Source organism: Clostridium sp. ZBS2 (assembly GCF_023845855.1).
Classification (GTDB): domain Bacteria; phylum Bacillota; class Clostridia; order Clostridiales; family Clostridiaceae; genus Clostridium; species Clostridium aquiflavi.
Window position 1 is genome coordinate 423,917 of record NZ_JAMQIF010000010.1, and the last position, 22,402, is coordinate 446,318.

At 27.1% G+C, this 22,402-nt stretch carries 19 protein-coding genes and 2 riboswitches; of the genes, 8 read left to right on the plus strand and 11 right to left on the minus strand.

Annotated features, from left to right (window positions below; genetic code table 11):
- Positions 1-274: 274 nt before the first annotated feature.
- The 4 genes from NG918_RS08295 to hflX form a co-directional block, all read right to left on the minus strand.
- Positions 275-922 (minus strand): YigZ family protein, encoded by a 648-nt coding sequence (locus NG918_RS08295; protein WP_252225570.1) that lies wholly within the window; start codon positions 920-922, stop codon positions 275-277.
- On the minus strand, positions 910-2,337 hold the full coding sequence (locus tag NG918_RS08300) for an aminotransferase-like domain-containing protein (RefSeq protein WP_252225571.1): 1,428 nt from the start codon (positions 2,335-2,337) through the stop codon (positions 910-912). Before NG918_RS08300 ends, NG918_RS08295 begins: the two co-directional genes overlap by 13 nt.
- A gap of 19 nt (positions 2,338-2,356) precedes the next feature.
- Positions 2,357-3,265, minus strand: coding sequence for a nucleotidyltransferase domain-containing protein (locus NG918_RS08305; RefSeq protein WP_252225572.1), 909 nt, complete (start codon positions 3,263-3,265; stop codon positions 2,357-2,359).
- Between the two features lie 232 nt (positions 3,266-3,497).
- A complete protein-coding gene (gene hflX, locus NG918_RS08310) occupies positions 3,498-5,315 on the minus strand; it encodes a GTPase HflX (protein ID WP_252212515.1) in 1,818 nt (605 codons plus the stop codon).
- 547 nt (positions 5,316-5,862) lie between these two features.
- On the opposite strand from hflX, the gene hpt reads away from it, so the two are divergent.
- Positions 5,863-6,384 carry a hypoxanthine phosphoribosyltransferase gene (gene hpt, locus NG918_RS08315; RefSeq protein ID WP_252212516.1) on the plus strand — a complete coding sequence of 174 codons (522 nt, stop codon included), beginning with the start codon at positions 5,863-5,865 and terminating at the stop codon, positions 6,382-6,384.
- 74 nt (positions 6,385-6,458) lie between these two features.
- Here hpt and yunB read toward each other — a convergent pair whose 3' ends face one another.
- Positions 6,459-7,106: a sporulation protein YunB gene (gene yunB, locus NG918_RS08320; protein ID WP_252212517.1), complete on the minus strand. Its 648-nt coding sequence runs from the start codon at positions 7,104-7,106 to the stop codon at positions 6,459-6,461.
- 101 nt (positions 7,107-7,207) lie between these two features.
- Here yunB and NG918_RS08325 point away from each other — a divergent pair, with 101 nt between their 5' ends.
- Together NG918_RS08325 and NG918_RS08330 are read left to right on the plus strand one after the other, a co-directional pair.
- A complete protein-coding gene (locus NG918_RS08325) occupies positions 7,208-9,715 on the plus strand; it encodes a transglycosylase domain-containing protein (protein WP_252212518.1) in 2,508 nt (835 codons plus the stop codon).
- A 282-nt stretch (positions 9,716-9,997) separates the two neighbouring features.
- On the plus strand, positions 9,998-11,398 hold the full coding sequence (locus tag NG918_RS08330) for an alanine/glycine:cation symporter family protein (RefSeq protein WP_252225573.1): 1,401 nt from the start codon (positions 9,998-10,000) through the stop codon (positions 11,396-11,398).
- Between the two features lie 90 nt (positions 11,399-11,488).
- On the opposite strand, the gene NG918_RS08335 is transcribed toward NG918_RS08330, so the two are convergent.
- Both NG918_RS08335 and NG918_RS08340 read right to left on the minus strand, forming a co-directional pair.
- Positions 11,489-12,346, minus strand: coding sequence for a hypothetical protein (locus NG918_RS08335; protein WP_252212520.1), 858 nt, complete (start codon positions 12,344-12,346; stop codon positions 11,489-11,491).
- Positions 12,347-12,417: 71 nt separating this feature from the next.
- Positions 12,418-13,521 (minus strand): GNAT family N-acetyltransferase, encoded by a 1,104-nt coding sequence (locus NG918_RS08340; protein WP_252212521.1) that lies wholly within the window; start codon positions 13,519-13,521, stop codon positions 12,418-12,420.
- Positions 13,522-13,889: 368 nt separating this feature from the next.
- Between NG918_RS08340 and NG918_RS08345 the strand changes: the two genes are divergently transcribed.
- The 5 genes from NG918_RS08345 to NG918_RS08365 are packed head-to-tail and all read left to right on the plus strand — an operon-like array spanning position 13,890 to position 18,183.
- Complete coding sequence (locus NG918_RS08345; protein ID WP_252212522.1) at positions 13,890-14,429, plus strand: helix-turn-helix domain-containing protein; 540 nt, start codon at positions 13,890-13,892, stop codon at positions 14,427-14,429.
- A 21-nt stretch (positions 14,430-14,450) separates the two neighbouring features.
- Positions 14,451-15,503, plus strand: coding sequence for a spermidine/putrescine ABC transporter ATP-binding protein (gene potA / locus NG918_RS08350; protein WP_286673970.1), 1,053 nt, complete (start codon positions 14,451-14,453; stop codon positions 15,501-15,503).
- Positions 15,496-16,338, plus strand: coding sequence for an ABC transporter permease (locus NG918_RS08355; RefSeq protein WP_252212523.1), 843 nt, complete (start codon positions 15,496-15,498; stop codon positions 16,336-16,338). Before potA ends, NG918_RS08355 begins: the two co-directional genes overlap by 8 nt.
- A complete protein-coding gene (locus NG918_RS08360) occupies positions 16,332-17,132 on the plus strand; it encodes an ABC transporter permease (protein WP_252212524.1) in 801 nt (266 codons plus the stop codon). The genes NG918_RS08355 and NG918_RS08360 overlap by 7 nt, the downstream gene beginning before the upstream one ends.
- Positions 17,119-18,183, plus strand: a complete 1,065-nt coding sequence (locus NG918_RS08365; protein ID WP_252212525.1) for an ABC transporter substrate-binding protein — start codon at positions 17,119-17,121, stop codon at positions 18,181-18,183. Before NG918_RS08360 ends, NG918_RS08365 begins: the two co-directional genes overlap by 14 nt.
- Positions 18,184-18,276: 93 nt before the next feature.
- Here the strand turns inward: NG918_RS08365 and ndk are convergent, their stop codons facing one another.
- The 4 genes from ndk to NG918_RS08385 form a co-directional block, all read right to left on the minus strand.
- The gene (gene ndk, locus NG918_RS08370) at positions 18,277-18,696 is read right to left on the minus strand and encodes a nucleoside-diphosphate kinase (protein ID WP_003370585.1); all 420 of its coding nucleotides are present in this window, start codon (positions 18,694-18,696) and stop codon (positions 18,277-18,279) included.
- A gap of 258 nt (positions 18,697-18,954) precedes the next feature.
- The gene (locus NG918_RS08375; protein ID WP_252212526.1) at positions 18,955-20,382 is read right to left on the minus strand and encodes an alanine/glycine:cation symporter family protein; all 1,428 of its coding nucleotides are present in this window, start codon (positions 20,380-20,382) and stop codon (positions 18,955-18,957) included.
- 72 nt (positions 20,383-20,454) lie between these two features.
- Positions 20,455-20,539: riboswitch (glycine riboswitch) on the minus strand.
- 2 nt (positions 20,540-20,541) lie between these two features.
- A riboswitch (glycine riboswitch) is annotated at positions 20,542-20,625 on the minus strand.
- A 258-nt stretch (positions 20,626-20,883) separates the two neighbouring features.
- Complete coding sequence (locus NG918_RS08380) at positions 20,884-21,324, minus strand: GNAT family N-acetyltransferase (protein WP_252225574.1); 441 nt, start codon at positions 21,322-21,324, stop codon at positions 20,884-20,886.
- A 115-nt stretch (positions 21,325-21,439) separates the two neighbouring features.
- Positions 21,440-22,177 carry a phosphatase gene (locus NG918_RS08385; protein WP_252225575.1) on the minus strand — a complete coding sequence of 246 codons (738 nt, stop codon included), beginning with the start codon at positions 22,175-22,177 and terminating at the stop codon, positions 21,440-21,442.
- Positions 22,178-22,402 lie beyond the last annotated feature (225 nt).

Here is a 22,402-nt window from a genome sequence, read left to right on the forward strand (position 1 = left end):
CAGTAAATGTGACAATACTCATTGAGAATTCTCAAATTCCAATTACAATGCCACTTTACCTATTGCATATATCAACACACACTTAAAACAGAGCCTAATTTAAATATATAAATTGCATTACTAAATCTAAATAAAAAAATAATATTAATATAGATTTTCAATTACAATAATATAATTAATTCACCATTATTTTAATATATACTTTAATATAAAAATCACCAAAAATTATATCATAACAACGATTGCTATTCAAGTAATTGCTATAATATGTAAACTAAATACACTTATATAATCTATTTTCTTCTTTAAAATATATTTCTTCATCGCTCTTAGATATTATTATTTTCCCACTGCTACATTCAATCATTTCTTTTTCCATATTTTCTATAATATCTTTTTCAGCTAATATATGAACAATAACTTTATCTGTATATTCAGTATCTTCTATATGCCATAAATTTTGTGCACATATATATTGAACTTTTCCAAATAAATCATAATCCATTTCTAAACTTAATTTTAACCCAACAACTTTTTCAACAATTCCTGCACATTTTATTGATATACTTGCACCTTTAGTATAAGCCCTAGTAAGTCCCCCTGTTCCAAGCAAAACTCCACCAAAATATCTTGTTACTACTACAGCACAATCAGTTATACCGCTCTTTTTCACAACTTCTAATATAGGTATTCCTGCTGTCCCCTGAGGTTCACCATCATCAGAATATCTTTGAATATTCATATTTTCACCTATAACATATGCCCAGCAGTTATGTCTTGCTTGTTTATGCATATTTTTTATTTCACTAACAAAGGCTTTAGCTTCTTCTTCGCTTTCCACACGTTTTGCATATCCTATAAATTCAGATTTCTTTTCTTCAAATCTGTCTTCACCAAAATTTCTTATAGTTATATATGGCATTCAATTAACTCCTCTCTTAAGATATTGAGTCCCTTTATAATTTTACTTTCATCAGTTTGATAAAATCCTATTCTAAATGTATTTTTCCCATCATTATGAGATGTAAAAAACATTATTCCTGGAGTTATATATACTCCTTTTTTTCTTAATCTTAAAAATAATTCTTTAGAATTTATTTTACTATCCTTTAATGTTAGATAAAAATTCAATCCTCCTTTAGGATCAATATAACTTACCAAATCTTTAAAATCATTGTCTAATATTTTTTGCATTATCTTATATCTTTTACTGTATTCAATATTCAAAGCTTTAATGTTTTCTTTCCACTTACTTTCGTATATATATAAATCTAAAGCTCTTTGCATCAAACTTGAAGTAGTTATGTCTGTATTAAATTTCGAATTTTGAAGACTTTCTCTAAAAATTTCAGGTGCAACTAAATACCCAAGTCTTATTCCTGGTAAAAATATTTTAGAAAAACTTTTTATATAGATAACTCTTTCATTTCTGTCTAGCCATTTAAAAGGAATGTATTCTATTGATTTTTCATATATAAGTTCTGATAAATAGTCATCTTCTATTATATAAAAATCATATATTTCTGCTAATTCTAAAATTCTTTTTTTCTTTTCTAGACTGTAACTAACTCCTGTTGGATTTTGAAAATAGCTCATAGTATAAAAACATCTTATATTATTTTTTTGAAGTATTTTTTCAAACTTATCTAAATCTATTCCATCTTCTTTTATTGGTACTTCAAAAATATTAGCTTTTTTCCACTTAAATACAGATAATGCACCTCCATAAGTAGGTTTTTCTACTACTACATTATCATTTATATTTAAAATTCCTTTTGAAACTATATCTATACCTTGTTGAGCACCAGATACAACAAGTATATCTTCTTCATTTAATTGATCATTCCAAAAAACATTATTTATTGTTGATATTAGATTCTTATAACCATATGAATTATTAGATATAAGTGCATTTGCACCATCTCTATCTAAAACCTTATCTATAATTTCCTTCAAATCTTCTATTGGAAATAACACTTCTGTATTGGTTTCACCTGTAAAATCAACTATATTAGGTAATTCATCTATTCTTAATTTTTTTAATGTATTTGAATATTCTCTTCTAAATATATTAGGTAATTCTTTTACTTTTGCATATGTTCCACTACCGACTTTTTGATACGCATATCCTTCAGCTTTTAATCTTTTATATGCATTAACAATGGTAACTGAATTAACGCCTAAAACTTTAGACAGCTCTCTTATTGTAGGCAATTTTGCTTTATCCTTTATTATTTTCTTCTCTATTAAACCTTTTGTAAAATTAGATATTTGTATATACTTAGGTATCTCTTCTTCAAACTCTATTTCTTTATATAATTTAATATATTCACCCATTATTTAAACCCTCTATAACCTAAAAATTATAATCTTTGCATGAATATACATTTTCATTGATTAACTTTTTATTATCTTCTATATCTAATTTTCTTATATCTTTTTTCACTAAATTTCTTTTTAAAAGCTCTTTTAATATATCTTCTATTTTTATATCAAACTCTTTAAATCTCACATCATTTTTTATTTCATATGAACTTAAAAAAGTTCTTTTTTCATTTAGAAATTCTATTAGAGCTTTAGTTGATGCAACTATGTTCAGCTCTAAAAATCTTTCAATGTACATTAATGTATTTTCTATATTTTCTTTTGACATTGGCTTATAAAATAAATCATTTATAATATTATTAAAATTATCATTTAAATTTGTTGCCATTCTAACAGCATCTTTGCTTACTGTATACCCATTTAAATTTAAATATAATTTTGAAAAGCTATCTAGAGCTCTTATCAAAATTTCATATGAAGTAAATACGCTACCATTATGTAAATATTTTTTAGTCACTCTAAGATCCTTTATAAGCTTACCTAAATAAACTAAATTCCATTTTTCAATATGTTTATCTAAACTATATTTTGCCTCATCAAAAGTTAATGTAATTTCTTCATCTCTTGAAAATACAATTTTAGAAGATAATAATATATTTCTTGCAAAGCCTTTTTTTCCATCACTTTTATATAAATTTAAAAAGCTCTCTTTGCTTAATAATTTCATATGAACATCTATTCCTAATATTTCCGAATATACATCCCTAATTTCATCGAAATTATCTTTATATAAAACAAATAAATCTATATCAGATTCATCCCAGAGATCTCCACTTATTATACTTCCAAAAGCAAATATAGCTAAAACTTTTCTATTAACTTTTAAATCATTTATTAACTTTTGAAATGATTTTTGATATTCTAATATTGATTTTAACATTATATCGCTCCCTTTCCCCATCTAACTATTATAACTTAATTAAATAATCATTTAAAGAATTGTTGTATTTTATAGTTTCTTAAAAAATAAAAAATTCTTAGTTTTAAAATGGAATCTTTGTATAAAACACTTTAAAATAGACCTATTATTTTTTATATCTATTTTTAGATTCCATTCTATTTTATCTAAGAATTTTTTAATAAATTATTTCTTAAATTTTATAAATTATTTATTAGCTTAGTACATTTAATACATATTCTTTAGTTTTGTTGTATACTTCATCATCAACTTCAACAATCATAAATGTTCCATCTTCTCTATATTCTTCTTCTAAAACTCTGCCATTTCTGTGTAAAAATGATTGTATATTACTTTTATCATATGGGATTAAGAACTCTGCTTTTTTATAATTATATGGAAGTTTTTCTTCTATTAATGCTAAAAACTCTTCTAAATTTATTCCTTGTTTAGCTGATATTCTTATAATTACTTGTTCCTTGTTAATTTCATCATTTTCTATAAATTTAATAAAATCACTTATTTGTTCTTCAGTTGCTTTATCTATCTTGTTTAAAACTAATATTGTTTCTTTATCAATTGCCTCTAATTCTGTTAATACTTCATTTACTGCTTTATACTGTTCTATTGCAGTTTCTGATGATACATCAACTACATGACATAAGATATCAGAAAATATTACTTCTTCTAATGTTGACTTAAATGCTTCAACTAAATCATGTGGTAATTTTCTAACAAACCCAACTGTATCTGTTAATGTAATTAACCCCTTATTTTTTAATGTTAAAGCTCTTGTTGTAGTATCTAGTGTTGCGAACAGCATATCTGCTTCAAATACTTTTTCTTTTCCTACAGTATCTTTTCTTGCTGATAAATCACAAAGAACATTTCTTAAAGTTGATTTTCCTGCATTAGTATAACCTGCAAGTGATACCTTAGGAATACTTTCTTTATTTCTTTTTTCTCTTTGTACTTCTCTCGTCTTCTTTATTCTTTTTAGTTCTTTTCTTAAATCATAGATAGTTTCCATTATGTGTCTTCTATCTGTTTCTAATTTCTTTTCCCCAGGCCCTCTAGTTCCAATACCTCCTCCAGTTCTTGAAAGTATTGTACCTAAGCCTTGTAATCTACTTAATCTATATTTAAGTTGTGCAAGTTCAACTTGAATCTTAGCTTCTTTGCTCTTAGCCCTTGTTGCAAATATTTCAAGAATTAATGTAGTTCTATCTATAACTTTTGCTCCTAAAGCTGCTTCTAAATTTCTAACTTGTGATCCTGTTAATTCATCATCAAATATTATTACATTAGCTCTTTCTATTTGTCTAATAGAAGCTATTTCTAATACCTTTCCTCTTCCTATAAAGAATGAAGGATCAATTTTATTTCTGCTTTGAAATACCGTTTGTAAAACTGGAATATTGCAAGCTTTAGTAAGTTCCTCTAGTTCTTCTAAACTTTCTTTTGTATCAGAACCTACAAGTATTGCCTTTTCACCTGTTTCTTCTATTACATCATTAACTTTTATTAGATTTTCTATAAACTTAATCTTATCTAATATATTTACAGATGTAATTTCTTCTAAAGATAAATTCATATTTTCATCATATTCTAGCTTATTGTTATAAAGTCTAAGAAGCCCTAATGAAAAATCTTTTATTTTTCCTTCTTCTGTTATAGCAACTGATACAATAGCATCTAGTTTTAATTTTAAAAGTGCAGTTACATCTAAAGCTGAAAGATTACAATATCCATTAGGATGAGTATGTATAACTCTAACCCCCGATAGTCTCTTTTCACTTATATCTATTAAAGGCACTTCAACTGATGTTGAATCTCCAATAGCAACTGACGTAACATTACCCTTTCTATTTATTGCTACGCTTACTTCTCTTTCAATATTTGCTGATACCTTAGCAATTATATCTAAAATTTCTACATTACATACTTCATCTTTAGAAGTTCTAATTGAATATATTCTTTCTAATTCATTTAAAATAGAATTTCTAATTCCATCAATATTTCCCTCTATCATTGTAAATCACCTCAAATTTAATTCTTACAAAAGTTCTAAAAATTACTATACTTCTTTAATTTATCAACCCAATTTTTAATAAACATGATAAAAACTAGTTAATATATTTTTTTACTTCTTAATTAGTGTCCACATTATCATTCTAACTTATCACATATACTAGTTATCATCAAATTAATTTTATAAATAATAATTTAGTCTTATCTTAAGAACTTTCATATAATTTTATACTATTAATATTTCCTTGTAAGTGCTCTTGTATTATCTGACTCCCTTTGATTTTCAATAAATTCATAAGTGTATTGTATCATACTTCTATTGAAAACATACAATTTCAGTAAAAGTTAAACTAAGATGGTATTGGGCCACCTTAAATTTTATGTTTCATATTTTACTAAAGAATAAAATAATGAGACATCCTCCTTGACAATATTACTAATATTTTATACTATTAAAATACTTTAAAGAAACTTAAATGAGATATATTAGAGGAGGTGACCTGTTGTTAAATCTTTATTATGATTTTAGATTTTAACAGCAGAATTGCATGGATAATAAAAAGCGTAACATACTTTTTTCTAAAGAAAAAATTGATGCTAGAATAGAAGAACTAGGTAAAGTTATCACTGAAGATTATAAAGATAAAAACCTTTATGTTTTATCTTTATTAAGAGGTAGCTTTATATATGCAGCTGATTTAGTTAGATCAATAGATACAAAAGCTAAAATAGGCTTTATGACTACTTCAAGCTACGGTCATGATGAAGTATCTTCAGGAAAAGTTAAAGTAATTAATGATATTCCTGATAATATTGAAGGATATGACGTTCTTATTGTCGATGATATTATCGATACTGGTATAACAATGGATTTTGTTGTCAATCACGTAAAAAGTTTAGGTGCTGCATCAGTTAAAACTTGTGTTTTACTTGATAAACCATCAAGAAGAAAAGTTGAAATTGAACCTAACTACTGCTGCTTTACAATTGAAGATCTTTTTGTAGTTGGTTATGGATTAAATTATGGAGATCATTATAGAAATATTCCTTATGTATTTAACTGGGAATAATTTATAATCCATTTTATATATTAAAATATTATAATCTAAAAAAGAAGCCTTATTTAAAAGTAGAGGCTTCTTTTTTAATTGCCAGGTTTAAAATCAATTGCTGTTTGTGGTATTTTTCCTACTATAATTGTATCTGATACTGGTACTTTAGTTGCTATTTCAACTTCATTAGTTTTAAATGGTAAAATCACTCTAACTTTTGATTCAACATTAAGATATATTCTATGCCTAGTTTGATTAATTCCCGCACTTTCAAATTCTGATTCATAATTTGCATTTATATTCCCTATATCTTCAACTCTAATAGTTATTTGTGGTCCTACATTATAATAAATACTATTTTCAGTAAACCATCCTAATGGTATTTTTATTTTTATATCTTCAAGATTCTGCAATTCTTCATTACATTGTATAGATAACTTAGATGCTAAATAATTTAATTTTACAGTATCTGCTTGAATAAGAGTTATATTTCCTTCATTATCTTTTTCTATTTTTATCATTTCATTATAATTAAATTCATCTGCAAAAAGCTTAATACTGTTACTATTAATTATGTTAAGAATTCTTGATCTTACAGTCATTTCTGCTACTCTATCCAATGCTGGCATAACTTTATTATCCAAAAATACTGCCATTGAATTAAAGATAATAACAAGGGCTATACTAATTACTATAATTGGAATATATTTTCGTTTTTTACGCTTTGTATAATATTTCATTTCACTACCTTTATAATGAGTTATTAGTTTACTCTTATTATAAGTATGCTATAATAATAAAGAATATTATTTAATCATTAACGTAATTTTAGGAGGATAGAATGTCGACTGAAAAAACTCCAAATAAAACAAAAAAAAGTACTAATAAAAACAGTAATAATAAAAGAAAAAAAAAGAAAAAGAAAAAAAATAAATTAACCGCCTCTACTATCTTAAAAAGAACAGGTATTGGTTTTTTGACTTTGATATTAATGTTATCTGTCATAGGTGCAGGATACTTACTTGCAATTATAAAAACTACCCCTCCATTAAATGTTGAAGATGTTTTATCATTGAATCAGCCTTCAAGTTTATATGATAGCAGCGAAGAATTTATGGATAATTTACATACAGATGAAGAACGATATGTAATAACTTCTGACAAAATCCCAGATAATCTTAAAAATGCCTTTATATCAATTGAAGATGAACGTTTTTTTAAACATAGAGGAATAGATGTTCAAAGAATATTAGGTGCTGCTTTAACAGATGTAAAGAAAATTTTAACTGGGCAAAAAGGACTACATGGTGCTTCTACCATAACTCAACAACTTATCAAAAACACAGTTCTTACTAATGAAGTATCTGTAAAAAGAAAAGTAAAAGAAATTTACTTATCTCTAGATCTTGAGGATCAGTTAAGTAAAGATCAAATAATTACTGCATATTTAAATACAATACCTCTTGGCGGTCAAGTATATGGTGTTGAGGCTGCTTCATTATTATACTTTAGTAAAAGTACATCAGATTTAAGTTTAATTGAATGTGCTTACTTAGCAGGTATAACCCAAGCCCCTAGTTATTACAGTGCTTATAATGAAAATAGCCAAAAAGATCCATCCAGATATATTAATAGAACTCTAACTGTTTTAGCTAAAATGAATGAATTAGGTTATATTTCACAAAGTGAATATAATCAAGGTGTTCAAGACATTAATGATGGCAAACTAGTATTTAAATCAAGTAAAAAAGATTTTCGCTTAAATTATGAATGGTTTGTTTATCCTGCTGTGTCTCAAGTTAAGAGAGACTTAAAAGAAAAATATAAATATACAGATGAAGAAGTATCTAAGTTAATGGTTAATGGTGGTCTGAAAATCTATACTACTATGGATAGGAAGTTACAGGATTTTACACAAAAAACTTTAGACAATTATCGTAATTTAAATGTTGGAAATTCAGAAGCTTATGATGAAAATAAAGTTCCATTATTACAAGCTTCAGCAACAATAACAGACTATAAACATGGTAAAGTTCTTGCTATGGTTGGCGGAAGAGGTAAACAACTTCCTCAATCAAATAATAGAGCATATAATGATTTAAGATCAATAGGTTCTACTACTAAGCCACTTACTGTATACGGGCCTGGTATAGATCAAAAGATAATAACTGCTGCAACATCAATAGATGATGCTCCATTATCACCAGAATTAACAAAAAAATATCCTGCATATGCTCCACCTAATATCCTTAGAAATTCACCTGATGAATACTTAGGTCTTATATCTCCGCGTGAAGGAATAATGTATTCTAAAAACACTGCTTCTGTTATAACAGCAGACACTATTGGTTTAAAAACAGGAATATCTTATGGAGAAAATTTAGGTCTTGTATTTAACAGCGCATCTAAAACTTCTATAGCTACTGTTGCATTGGGTCAATATAACAATAATCCTAATGATAGAGATGGTGGTAATACTTATAAATTAGCTGCTGCATTCGGAAGCTTTGGTAATAATGGTATGTACGTGGAACCTTTGCTTTATACAAAGGTAATTGATGCCAAAGGTAATACCATATTAGACGGAAAACCTAAAGAAAAACAAGTATTTTCACCACAAACAGCATATATAATGTATGACTTACTGAAAGGACCTGTTAACTTTTATGGTGGCGCTCCCGCTAAATGGGGTGATATGCCTGTTGCTGGTAAGACTGGTACTACTACAGATGCTAAAGACTTATGGTTTGCAGGCCTTTCTCCTTATCTATCTGGATCAGTTTGGGTTGGCTATGATAACCCTAAAACTGTCTTCGGAGGATCTGGAACAGTATGTGCTAATTTATGGGGAAAAATAATGGCTAAAGCACATAAAGGACTTGAAGTTAAAGATTTAGAAGAACCTAAAGGAATTGTTCATGTTGCTGTATGTAAAGATTCAGGTAAGCTACCATCAAATTTATGTAGCAGTGATCCTAGAGGAAATAGAATTACAGAAGAATTATTTATCGAAGGAACCGAACCACATGAAACATGTAATACTCATATTAGTGGACGTATAAATAGACTTAATAATAAATTAGCAGGTGCTAATACCCCTACATTGTTAACTCAAGAAAGAGTTTTTGTAAGCAAAAAATATCCTAACCCATTAACTAGGGATTATATATACGTACTTCCATATTCACAAGATAATTATATCGAACAACAACCTACCCCTGAACTTTCTCCTCCAAATATAAATGAGGAAAATGAAGTAGAAATACCAAATAATAATGAATCTGCTCAGGAAAATCCTACTGTACCTCCTGAGACTGCTCAAAATAATTCTGTATTAAAACCAAATTAACTTCAAAAAGCGATACATTAAATTCTTAATGTATCGCTTTTTCTTATTAAAATAAATAGAAATTTAAATGTTTTTATTGCAAAATGAATAAACGATAACCAATCCCTGCATTTTCTATTTTTTATGTAATCTCAGCGTTTACAAACCCTACTAAAATTAATATTTTCCATAATATCAATATATTAATTTTGCATTTTTTGCTCTTTGTTCTTGCATTTTTTACTTTTACAATATAAAATTATATTTATCGACATATTTTTTTCTAATGTAGGAGGCATAAATTTGGATATTTTAAATAATTTACTTGTAAAATTCAATGATTTTTTGTATACATATATACTTATAGCTTTATTAATAATTTTAGGTCTTTACTTTTCTTATAAAACTAAATTTGTTCAATTTAGATTTATAAAAGAAATGTTTAGGTTATTAGGTGATGGTGTTACATCGGAACGAAAAAAAGGAAGTGTATCATCATTCCAAGCCTTTTGTATAAGTACAGCATCAAGAGTCGGAACCGGTAATCTAGCTGGTATTGCCATCGCTATATCTATAGGTGGACCTGGTGCAATATTTTGGATGTGGGTTATAGCTTTAATAGGAGCTGGTTCAAGCTTTGTTGAATCTACTTTAGCTCAAATATACAAAATTAAAGATAAAAATGGTCACTTTAGAGGTGGTCCTGCTTATTATATTGAAAAAGGTCTAAATAAAAAATGGATGGGCGTTTTATTCTCAATATTAATAACAGTCTCTTTTGGACTAGTATTCAACTCTGTTCAATCTAATACTATTTCTCTAGCTATGAATGAAGCTTTTGGAGTGAATCAAATTACTGTAGGAATTATATTGACTGTTTTAACTTTAGTAGTTATTTTTGGTGGAGTTCATAGAGTTGCTAAAGTATCTGAAATAATTGTTCCTATAATGGCAGTTGCTTATATATTTGTATCATTATTTGTAGTATTTAAGAATTTCAATCATATCCCTAAAGTGTTTGCATTAATTATTGAAAATGCTTTTGGTTTAAATCAAGCTATCGGAGGAACTTTAGGTGGAACTATGCTTATTGGAATAAAGAGAGGTTTATTCTCTAATGAAGCTGGTATGGGTAGTGCTCCAAATGCCGCTGCAACTGCTGATGTAACTCATCCAGTTAAACAAGGTTTAATTCAAACTCTTGGAGTTTTCACAGATACAATAATTATTTGTAGTTGCACTGCTTTTATAATATTACTTTCAGATATAGATTTATCTGGTGGGTTAACAGGTATTCAATTAACACAAAATGCTTTAACTTATCAAATAGGAGGCTTTGGAAGTATATTTGTAGCTATCTGTATATTATTATTTGCATTTAGCTCTATAGTTGGTAACTACTACTATGGAGAATCTAATATTGAATTTTTAAACAAAAAAAAGATATATTTAATTATTTATAGAATAGCAGTTGCTTCTATGGTATTCTTTGGTTCTATAGCTAATTTAAATATAGTTTGGAACTTAGCAGATACATTTATGGGTTTTATGGCTATAATAAACTTGATTGCAATTACTTTACTTAGTAAATTTGCATTTAAAGCATTAGCTGATTATAAAGCTCAAAAGAAAGCAGGAATAAAAGAACCTGTATTTAAGGCTTCATCTATACCTGAATTAACAAATGTTGATGAATGGGAATAGCTTTAATTAGAATATAGACATAAAAAAATGTAATGATTAATTAATCATTACATTTTTTATTTGCTCTTGTTTCAAATGAATACTTCTTATTTAATCAGTCACTACTGAATTTTCTGTTCCATATTTTATATCATTAATCACTTCTTTAGATTCTGTAGTTATAAAAAATTTGTTCGTAAATTCTGCATCATTTTTATCTTTGCCTTTTACTGTAACAACATAACAAAGTTCAGAACTTAAATTTTTTTCACATTTTGCTTTTCTTTCAGCATAAGCTAGTTCAGTTGGATAAACAACTTCCCCATTGTCATTTAATTTATCAAATAAATTTAATGCTTCTTTTTCTGCTTCTTCTTGCGATATATTTATTACAAAATCTTTACATTCTTTTTGAATTGACGAATTAGTGTAATTTTCTAACAAACCATTAGACTTATTTATGCATATTATTATTTCATCAGAATATATTGGATAACCATTTTTACATTTCAAATATACAAAAGAATAATAAGGAAGCTTGTCTGTATCTTTTTCATTTTTTATTCCCCTAAAAGTTAACTCTTCAGTGCATATATTCTCTAGATATTTTTTTGACTTTTCTTTAGCTTCATAATATGATATTTCATATTTATCCTTTTTAATATCTTTATTAGCAAAACCTATAACATTATAATTTTTATCTAAATCTATACCAAAGGAATTAGCTGTTATAGTTTTATAGATTAACTTATTCTTATTGCCTAGTGTTTTTACTCGTTTATATTTTATATTTTTTAAATCCTCATCATCATCAATTGCATTTATTGCATGTAATCTCTCTATAAAACTTTTAGCAGATTTAATATCTTTAGATCCACTTCCTATAAATTTATGCATTACAAATATTACAGTTATACTAAGAATCGCCAAAACAATTACACTAATCATCTTAGTTTTTTTAGAGCTCATTTACATCAATCCTTTATAATAAGCTTTTTTATAATTGTACAATATTAGTAAAATTTAATCAAACTTCTACTTTAATATATATACTTGATTCCCAATTTATCCTCTATTTGCTTTACTAAATCTTTTCCTACAACTTTAAATATTATGGCTAAAATCATTTCTATAGTCCCCATTAGATTAGATGAAATCATTACTTTTCCATTATCCACAAAATTTTTATTAACTATCTTCATCTTATTTAAATTTTCAGATTTTATTAACTTATTTAAATTTTCAATATGAGGAATAGACATACCCGTTAAAGATTTTATTTGTTCTAATATTACTATTGAATTCCCTATAGCGCATATATAATTACATTGATTATATACTTCTGCTATACTTTTTATAATATTTTCATTTTGAATTATATTTTCTATACTTATTGAATCTGGTAAAATTATAATATTTGAATCTGAAATGCTAAAATTTGATGAATTTAACTCCAACTTTAAATTATTACTGTAATTAGTCCTATCAGTTAATGATATTACTTCAAAATTAAACATTTTCTTATTTGATAATATATTTACTTCATTAAATATATCCCAAATTAAAGTATAATTTGCTATATTTATATTTTCATATACAATAAATGAAACATTTTTTACATTCAAATCTTTAAAATAAAAAAAATTACTTTTAGCAAGTTTAAATGTTGTTTCCTTTTGATAAGTTCCACTTTCTTGAAAACCTAATTTATTTGCAAATGATCGTGCATATTCATTTCCTACTTTATCTAATATCATTTCTCCAGCAAAATCAAAGAAGTAATACTCAAGCATCAATCTCATAGCTTCTTCACCAAATCCCATATTTCTATATTTATGATGAATTTTTATATTAGATCGAGCTATTTTTGTTGTAGGGTCATATCCATGAAAACTTACTTCTCCAATAGGTTCATCTTCAACTGTATATATAAGGCAATAAAAATTTCTTCCATCCGTTGGAGATACCATTTTTTTATAAAAACTCTCCCACTTACTTTCCGTAAATTTATATACTCCCCCAATATCCTTCATTGTTTCTTCATCATCCCATAATTTTGATGTAAAAGCTAATTCTTCATATTCAGGTTGCTTTATATATACTAATTTACCATTTCTTCTATACAGTTGATATTCTGTTTGCATAAAATCACCTAATAATTTCTTTATTATATTATTTTAAATATCTCACATTTTCTTCTTTTTATCAATATTTATAATTCAAATAAATGTTAAAATCATCTATATAATTTTTATTTTTTAATTTTTATATAAAAAAGTAAAAATTTTTTTCTACACCTTAGTATATGTATACTTAAATTTACATAATACTAAACACATTCTTTAATAATAAGTAAAATAAATGGTTAAAAGAATAAATATTTTCTTTTTTTACTAAAAAAATGTTGATTTTTACCTCTAAAATTTATATAATATCATTGTTTGTTTAGTAATTTTAAACTTAAGGTTTAGTAAAAGTGAGTATATTATATATTCGACGGTAGGTGTATATTGTGCAAATTGGAGAAAAGATTCGTGTATTAAGAATGGAAAAACAATTAACCCAGGAAGAATTGGCAAATAGGTGTGAGTTATCTAAGGGATTTATATCTCAACTTGAAAATGATTTAACTTCTCCCTCAATTGCTACTTTAATGGACATATTAGAAATTTTAGGAACGAATTTAAATGAGTTTTTTAGTGAAACAAAAGAAGAACAAGTTATATTTAGCAATGATGATATGTTTAAAACAGATGATGAAGAGTTAAAATATTCGTTAATGTGGCTAGTCCCTAATGCTCAAAAGAATGCTATGGAACCAATTATGATTGCTATTGAGCCAGGTGGACAATATATTGAGGAAGAACCACATGACGGTGAAGAATTTGGCTATGTATTATCTGGAAGTATTTATCTACATTTGGGAAAAAGAAAACTAAAAGTTAAAAAGAATGAAAGCTTTTACTTTAAACCAAAGGTTAATCATTATATTTCTAACGCTGGTAGAACACCAGCAAAAGTTATTTGGATAAGTACTCCACCATCATTTTAAATTTTAGAGAGAGGTGCTTTTTTGGTGAGCGATAATATAATTAAATTAAATAACATAAGTAAATCTTACGGTGAACAAAAAATATTAGATAATTTATCTTTGACTATTAGAAAAAATGAATTTTTAACATTATTAGGACCTAGCGGTTGTGGTAAAACAACTACCCTAAAAATAATTGCTGGTTTTGAAACAGCGGATACTGGAGAAGTCTTATTTAAAAATGAAGATATATCTAATCTTCCACCTTACAAAAGACAAGTAAATACCGTATTCCAAAAGTATGCATTATTTCCTCATATGAATGTATACGAAAATATCGCTTTTGGGCTTAAATTAAAAAAACTCCCTAAAGATCAAATAAGAAAAAGTGTTAAAGAGATCCTTGAGCTTGTTGCATTAAAAGGATTTGAAAAAAGAAGTATTACTTCATTAAGTGGTGGACAACAACAAAGAGTTGCAATAGCAAGAGCTTTAGTTAACAAACCTGAAGTATTACTTCTTGATGAACCTTTAGGTGCATTGGATTTAAAACTGAGAAAAGAAATGCAAATAGAATTAAAGAAAATACAACAAGAAGTTGGTATTACATTTATCTTCGTAACTCATGATCAAGAAGAGGCCTTAACTATGTCTGATACTATAATTGTTATGAATAAAGGTGTTATTCAACAAATGGGCAGTCCTGAGGATATTTATAACGAACCTGCTAATGCTTTTGTTGCAGATTTCATTGGTGAAAGTAATATCTTAACCGGTATCATGATTGATGATTTTAAAGTTGAATTTTGCAACAAGAGATTTGACTGCGTTGACAAAGGTTTTGAAAAAATAGAAAGTATTGATGTAGTAATAAGACCTGAAGATATAAAAATAGTTGAAGCTGAAAAAGGAATGCTTAAAGGTATTGTAAAATCTATAATGTTCAAAGGAGTTCATTATGAAATGCAAGTGGACGTAGATGATTTTACATTCATTCTTCACAACACAAAATCTGTAGATGTTGATAATGAAATTGGATTAGACATACATCCTGAAGATATACATATTATGAAAAAGAGTGATGACAATGCGTAAAAAAAATACTTCAATTTTAGCATATCCTTATTTTGTATGGAGTGCACTATTTATAGTTGTTCCTTTAATTATAGTTTTATTTTTTAGCTTTACTACAAAAAACAACTCAGGTTATTCATTTTCTTTGGAAAATTATAATAATTTATTTAATTCTCAATACTTATATATATTTAAACAGTCTATAATATTGGCCTTTGAATCAACTATAGCTTGTTTAATTATTGGATACCCTGTTTCATATATAATTTCAAAAATAAATTTAGATAAAAGAAATTTTTTAATAATGTTATTTATTTTGCCCATGTGGATGAATTTTTTATTAAGAACTTATGCTTGGGTACCTATCTTAGGAAAAACAGGTTTAATAAATCTTTTGCTTAGTAAACTAGGTATAGGACCTATTTCTTTTCTTTATAATGATGGTGCTGTTTTACTAGGAATGATTTATAACTTCTTACCATTTATGGTTCTTCCTATTTATACAATATTAATAAAGATGGATCAGGATTTAATAAATGCTGCACATGATTTAGGTGCAAATAGATTTAAAGTTTTTACAAAAGTTGTGTTACCACTTAGCATGCCTGGAATAATTTCTGGGGTCACTATGGTATTTATGCCTGCTGTTTCTACCTTTGTAATCTCAAGATTATTAGGTGGAGGTCAATATATGTTGATTGGAAACGTCATTGAGCAACAATTTACAACCATGGGTGATTGGAATTTTGGATCTGCCATTTCAATATTAATGATGATAATTATATTAATATTTATGGGTATTACTTCTAGATTCGAAAATGATGACAGCAAAGAAGGTGGTGGACAATTATGGTAAGTAGATTAGAGAATTTTATTAAAAAATCCTATTTAGTTATTATATTTTTATTCTTATATACTCCTATCATCACTTTGATGGTATTTTCATTTAATAAATCAAAAACCATGGGAAGATGGACTGGCTTTACACTTAAATGGTATAAGGAATTATTTGGTAATGAAAGACTTATGTCTGCACTTTATTATACTTTATTAATTGCTGTTATAGCCTCAATTATAGCCACTATAGTTGGTACAATAAGTGCAATTGGTATACATAAAATTAAAGGCAAAAAAAAGTCTCTTATTTTAAATGTTAATTATTTACCTGTTTTAAACCCAGATATAGTTACAGGTATTGCACTTATGTCTATGTTTATATTTATTAATTTAAAATTTGGATTTATTACTATGTTATTAGCGCATATTACATTTGATCTTCCTTATGTAATTCTTTCAGTTCTTCCAAAATTAAAACAGTTACCTGAAAATACTGTAGAAGCTGCGGAAGATTTAGGTGCTACTCCACTATATGCTATTAGAAAAGTTATACTACCTCAAATAAAGCCTGGTATAATTTCAGGATTTCTTATGGCCTTTACAATGTCAATAGATGATTTTGTTATAAGTTTCTTTACAACAGGTCCTGGAGTTACTAATTTATCTATAGAAATTTATTCTATGGCTAGAAGAGGCATTAAGCCAGAAATTAATGCTCTTTCAACATTAATGTTCTTGACTGTTTTGACTTTATTAATAATAGTAAATAAGAAGCAAAATCTTACAAGGGGTGAACAATTTGAAAAAATTTAAAATATTCAGTGCTTTAGCATTAACAAGTTTATTGACTATAAGTCTTTTTTCTGGATGTTCTGATAAAAATGTAGGACAAAATGGTACAGTTTATTTTTATAATTGTGGTGATTATATTGATGAAGATTTATTAGCTAAATTTCAAGATGAAACTGGTATTAAAGTTGAATACTCCACTTATGATACAAACGAAATAATGTATCAAAAATTAAAAAGCAGCCCAGGTAGTTACGATCTAGTAATACCTTCTGATTATATGATTGAAAAAATGACAAAAGAAGATATGATTGAAGAATTAGATTTTAATAACATACCAAATTATAAGTATATAGATGATCGCTATAAAAATTTATCTTATGATCCAAATAACAAATGCTCTGTTCCTTATATGTGGGGTACTATAGGAATAATATATAACCCTGATTTAGTTACAGAACCTGTTAATAGTTGGGATATATTATGGAATGAAAAATATAATAATAAACAAATAATAATGTTTGATTCAATGAGAGATACTCTTGCTATTGGATTAAAGAAACTTGGATATTCTATAAACAGTAGAAATCCTGATGAAATAAATGCTGCTACTGAAGAGTTAGTGAAACAAAAGCAATCAATTTCACCACTTTATTATGTAGATGAAGTTAAAGATAAAATGATAAGTGAAGAGGCTATTATGGCAACTGTTTGGTCTGGAGATGCTGCTTATATAAGATCAGAGAATCCTAAATTAGAGTACGTTATTCCTGAAGAAGGAGCTAATAAATGGTTTGATGGTATGGTTGTTCCCAAAAGTGCTCCAAATAAAGAAAATGCTGAAAAATTAATCAACTTTCTATGCGATCCTGAAAATGCAAAACAAAATGTTGATTACATAGGATATTCAACACCTAATAAAGGTGCTTATGATATGTTAGAAGATCCTGTTAAAGATGACAAAGGCATTTATCCATCAAAAGAAGTTCTAGATAAATGTGAAATTTTTACTGATTTAGGTGATTCATTAAAATTATATGATGATGCTTGGATGAAAATCAAAACAGCTAAATAATAAAAAATCCTTAGATAAATTTTACTTTATCTAAGGATTTCTTTATTATAAGGCACGTTCAAATAAATAACTAGTTAGTATGCTAGTTTATTTTTATATACCTAAATTAACTTCTGGAAACCACAATTTTAATTCTGATTCTGCACTCTCTGCATTATCTGATGCATGAACACAGTTTTCAGTCTTGCTTCTAGCATATCTATGTCTTATAGTTCCTTCTTCAGCATCATCAGGACTTGTTGCCCCATTTATTTTTCTAACCTTATTTATTGCATCTTCTCCAGTTAAAATCATAGCACATAATGGACTTCCAGTTATAAATTCTATTAATTCTTCATAAAAGTTTTTTCCCTTATGTTGTGAATAATGTTGTTCTGCTATCTCTCTTGTTGCTTTCATCATTTTTATTTCAACGACTTTTAAGCCATTAGCTTCATAGCAACTAATAATATTACCTATTATATTTCTTTTTACTCCATCTGGTTTGATTAAGACCATAGTTTTTTCACTCATATTGATACCCTCCTTTTATGCTACATAATTATTATATGCATTATAATAATTATTATATACCTTTTCACAAGGTTTACATACCTTATGTTATAATATACTATAACATATTATAACATAAGGGAGTGTGTTTATGAAAAGGTATTCTATAAAAATTTCTGGTAGAGTTCAAGAGGTGAGTTTAGATATCTTTCTCATTTAATATTTATATAAAACAAAGGAGCTATCTTTCAGATAACTCCTTTAAACATTAAAACTATATTAAGCTACTACTTCTTCAATTGAATCTTTTGCTTTAATTTCTTCAAAGAATTTTTCAGTCTCTTTAATTACAACTTTTCTAAGACCTATTAATGCTATTAAATTAGGGAACGCCATACAACCATTAACTATATCTGCTATTATAAATATTAGTTCCAATGGTAAGAATGGTCCTATAGCAACTAATATTATATAAACTATTCTATATGGCATAATTGATTTAATACCAAATAAATATTGAATACATTTTTCACCATAATAATTCCATCCAAGAATAGTTGTAAATGCAAAGAATATTAATCCTATGTTAACAATATATTTTCCTAAAATTGCAATTGGTAATCCTATTTCAAATGCTGCTGATGTAAGACCAGCCCCTTCTATTGTTGCACCAACTTCAAATATCCCAGTAGATCCACTTGTTATTACTATTGCAAGACCTGTCATTGTACAAACAATTATTGTATCAAAAAAAGTACCTGTCATTGATATTAATCCTTGTTTAGCTGGTGAATTTGTCTTTGCTGCTGCTGCTGCTATTGGTGCACTACCAAGGCCTGATTCATTAGAGAATACACCTCTGGCTATACCATTTCTTATAGCCATTGTAACTGTAATACCTAAAACGCCACCGCCTATAGCTTGTGTATTAAAAGCACTTTCAAATATTAATCTTATTGCACTAGGAACAGCTGTATAATTAAATGCAAGAACTAATAGTGCTCCAATTATATATGCTACAGCCATAAATGGCACAAGAGTTTCTGAAACTTTAGATATTCTCTTTATTCCACCTAAAGTTACTAATGCTACTAACGCTGTTACAATTACTGCTGTTACAATTAACGGTATATTGAAATTAGCTGCTGCTGCTGCTATTGAATTTACTTGACCAAAAGTTCCAATTCCAAAAAATGCAACTCCAACACCAAAGAATGCAAATAATTTTGCAAGCCACTTTAATCCAAGACCATTTTGTATATAATACATTGGTCCTCCACACATTTCTCCATTTTCATCTACTTCTCTATATTTTATAGCAAGTAAACCTTCTGCATACTTTGTTGCCATTCCCAAAAATGCTGCTATCCACATCCAAAGCAATGCTCCAGGTCCTCCAGCTTTTATTGCTGTAGCAACTCCAACTATATTTCCTGTTCCTATAGTAGCTGATAAAGCTGTACATAAAGCTGCGAAACTAGATACATCTCCTTGTGCATCTTCATCTTTAGCTTCTTCATCTTTTCCAAAAACAAATTTTAAAGCCATAGGTAATTTGAATACTTGAAGTAATTTAAGACGAAAAGTTAGGTATAGACCTGTTCCAACTAAAAGAATTAGTAATGGTGGTCCCCAGATAATGCTGTCTATTTTTTCAAAAAAACTTTGAACTCCAGCTGTTGATAATAAGAAATTTGATAATAACATAAAAAAATCCCCCTTAATTTTTGATTATGGAGGAGAATAAGAATTAACTCAAAATGAGTTTAATAATCCTATCCCCTGTCCTTTTACCTGAGAGTTTCAGCAAATAAAATTTGCCTTGCTCCTTCGGTGCTCATATAACTATGAGTCTCTCCAGAGGCTCGTCCAGTAGCGGTCCTAATACCTGAAAGATTTCCCTCTTCGGTGTATTATTATAAATAATAATAACTCTCCCACTACCTTCGTCCGAACGTTCTATAAATTTGTTACTTAATTATATATTCATTTTTAAATTAATGCAAGTATTTTTTAACTTTTTAATATATATAATATACATTTAATATATTTAGTGCTATTTTTTTTATTATTTAATTTTTATTTTATAATAATACGAACATTATCATTCTGATTCAAAATAAAGTTTACCATTTCTAATAATTAATTATAAAATAAGATAGGAAAATATCCAATTTCACATTTTCCTATCTTACAAAAAATTTTAGTTTAATTTTGAATTTTTTTTGACATTATGCACAAAGAATTAGTTTCTTTAAAATCATGTTTTAAATAAAAATTCTTTAAATTATTATTTTGAGTTGATAAAAACATAAAATCTACACCCAATTTCTTTACTTTACTTTCAGCACTATTAATTAATTTACTTCCAATGCTTTTTCCTTGAATTCTCTTTGAAACAAATACTTCTTTTATATTAAATTGTCTTCCTTCAAACCACTCTTCGCAATTTCCAAAAAGTGCTCCAAAAATTTCATTATTTTCAGTATACTTAACCCCTATAAAATTAGGAGATTTATATATATCATGCAATCTTCTATATGCACTTTCTATAGTCCAATTATCATTCCATGGTTCTTCATTGAATGCTTCTATAAAAATCTTTGCACATTCTTCTATATCACTCTCATTAATTCTCAATATTTCCATATAAACTTCCCCCTTTTTTCCCAATTATACGAATTAATATATTTAAAATGTTGATATATACAACAAGCAAAATGGCATTGTATATATCAACATTTTGCTAAAACATATATTCGATTTATATTTCTAAATCACTTAACTTTCCTTTTTTCTTTAGTCTTAATATTAATTCTTCTGGAATACTATTAATTATAAGCTCTTCTGGAAAATCTATTTCTTTCAGTATTTCAATTGCTTCTGTAAATTCCCCTATTTTAGTACAAAAATGTGCATCACTATTTAAAACTAATTTAGCACCATATTTTTTACATAATAAAGCTACTTCCTTGCAATTTTTTTTACTTCCAACTCTTGATGTTGTAAAAGAACTATTATTTATTTCAACTAAAACATCATTTTCAAAAGCACATTTTACTACTTTTTCAAAATCTATTGGCACTTGTGGGTTTCCAATATGACCTATTATATCAATTTTTCCACCTTTTATTGCATTTATAAATGCATTTGTATTTTCTTCCTTACTTCCAACCTTATATACTTCTGGTTGTGGATGAATACTACCGATAACTATATCTACCTTGTCTAGTGTATAGTCATCCATGTCTAAATTCCCTTCATAATCGCTTATATTAGCTTCTACACCATAAAGCATAGTTACTCCATACATTTCTCTTGGTAGTACTTTATAATTATGAAAATACCAAATATGAGGAGAATTTGGCATTGTTACTCCATGTTCCGTTGTACCTAAAACTTTTATTCCTTTTTCTGAAGCTGCTTTAGCATTCTCCATCAAAGTAGAATACGCATGACCACTAACCAATGTATGAGTATGTACATCTAATGCATATTTCATCAAAATCCCTCTTTTCATCTATTGTTTTTCTATCCATTTATTATCATACTATCATAATTGAAATATAAATTAAACTTTTTAAACATTTACATGTTAAATATTTTATTTTTATACCAAATTATGTTATGATCTAACTTCTTTAAAGGTATTAATATTTATGATATGATGTAACTAATTAAATTAAGGCTCTGTTTTAAATGCGTGTTGATATATGCAATAGGTAAA

Bases quoted from the DNA above. Each gene is read 5' to 3' on its own strand.
- NG918_RS08295 (WP_252225570.1), bottom strand. From the start codon at position 922: ATGCCATATATAACTATAAGAAATTTTGGTGAAGACAGATTTGAAGAA.
- NG918_RS08300 (WP_252225571.1), bottom strand. From the start codon at position 2,337: ATGGGTGAATATATTAAATTATATAAAGAAATAGAGTTTGAAGAAGAG.
- NG918_RS08305 (WP_252225572.1), bottom strand. From the start codon at position 3,265: ATGTTAAAATCAATATTAGAATATCAAAAATCATTTCAAAAGTTAATA.
- hflX (WP_252212515.1), bottom strand. From the start codon at position 5,315: ATGATAGAGGGAAATATTGATGGAATTAGAAATTCTATTTTAAATGAA.
- hpt (WP_252212516.1), top strand. From the start codon at position 5,863: ATGGATAATAAAAAGCGTAACATACTTTTTTCTAAAGAAAAAATTGAT.
- yunB (WP_252212517.1), bottom strand. From the start codon at position 7,106: ATGAAATATTATACAAAGCGTAAAAAACGAAAATATATTCCAATTATA.
- NG918_RS08325 (WP_252212518.1), top strand. From the start codon at position 7,208: ATGTCGACTGAAAAAACTCCAAATAAAACAAAAAAAAGTACTAATAAA.
- NG918_RS08335 (WP_252212520.1), bottom strand. From the start codon at position 12,346: ATGAGCTCTAAAAAAACTAAGATGATTAGTGTAATTGTTTTGGCGATT.
- NG918_RS08340 (WP_252212521.1), bottom strand. From the start codon at position 13,521: ATGCAAACAGAATATCAACTGTATAGAAGAAATGGTAAATTAGTATAT.
- NG918_RS08355 (WP_252212523.1), top strand. From the start codon at position 15,496: ATGCGTAAAAAAAATACTTCAATTTTAGCATATCCTTATTTTGTATGG.
- NG918_RS08360 (WP_252212524.1), top strand. From the start codon at position 16,332: ATGGTAAGTAGATTAGAGAATTTTATTAAAAAATCCTATTTAGTTATT.
- ndk (WP_003370585.1), bottom strand. From the start codon at position 18,696: ATGAGTGAAAAAACTATGGTCTTAATCAAACCAGATGGAGTAAAAAGA.
- NG918_RS08375 (WP_252212526.1), bottom strand. From the start codon at position 20,382: ATGTTATTATCAAATTTCTTATTATCAACAGCTGGAGTTCAAAGTTTT.
- NG918_RS08380 (WP_252225574.1), bottom strand. From the start codon at position 21,324: ATGGAAATATTGAGAATTAATGAGAGTGATATAGAAGAATGTGCAAAG.
- NG918_RS08385 (WP_252225575.1), bottom strand. From the start codon at position 22,177: ATGAAATATGCATTAGATGTACATACTCATACATTGGTTAGTGGTCAT.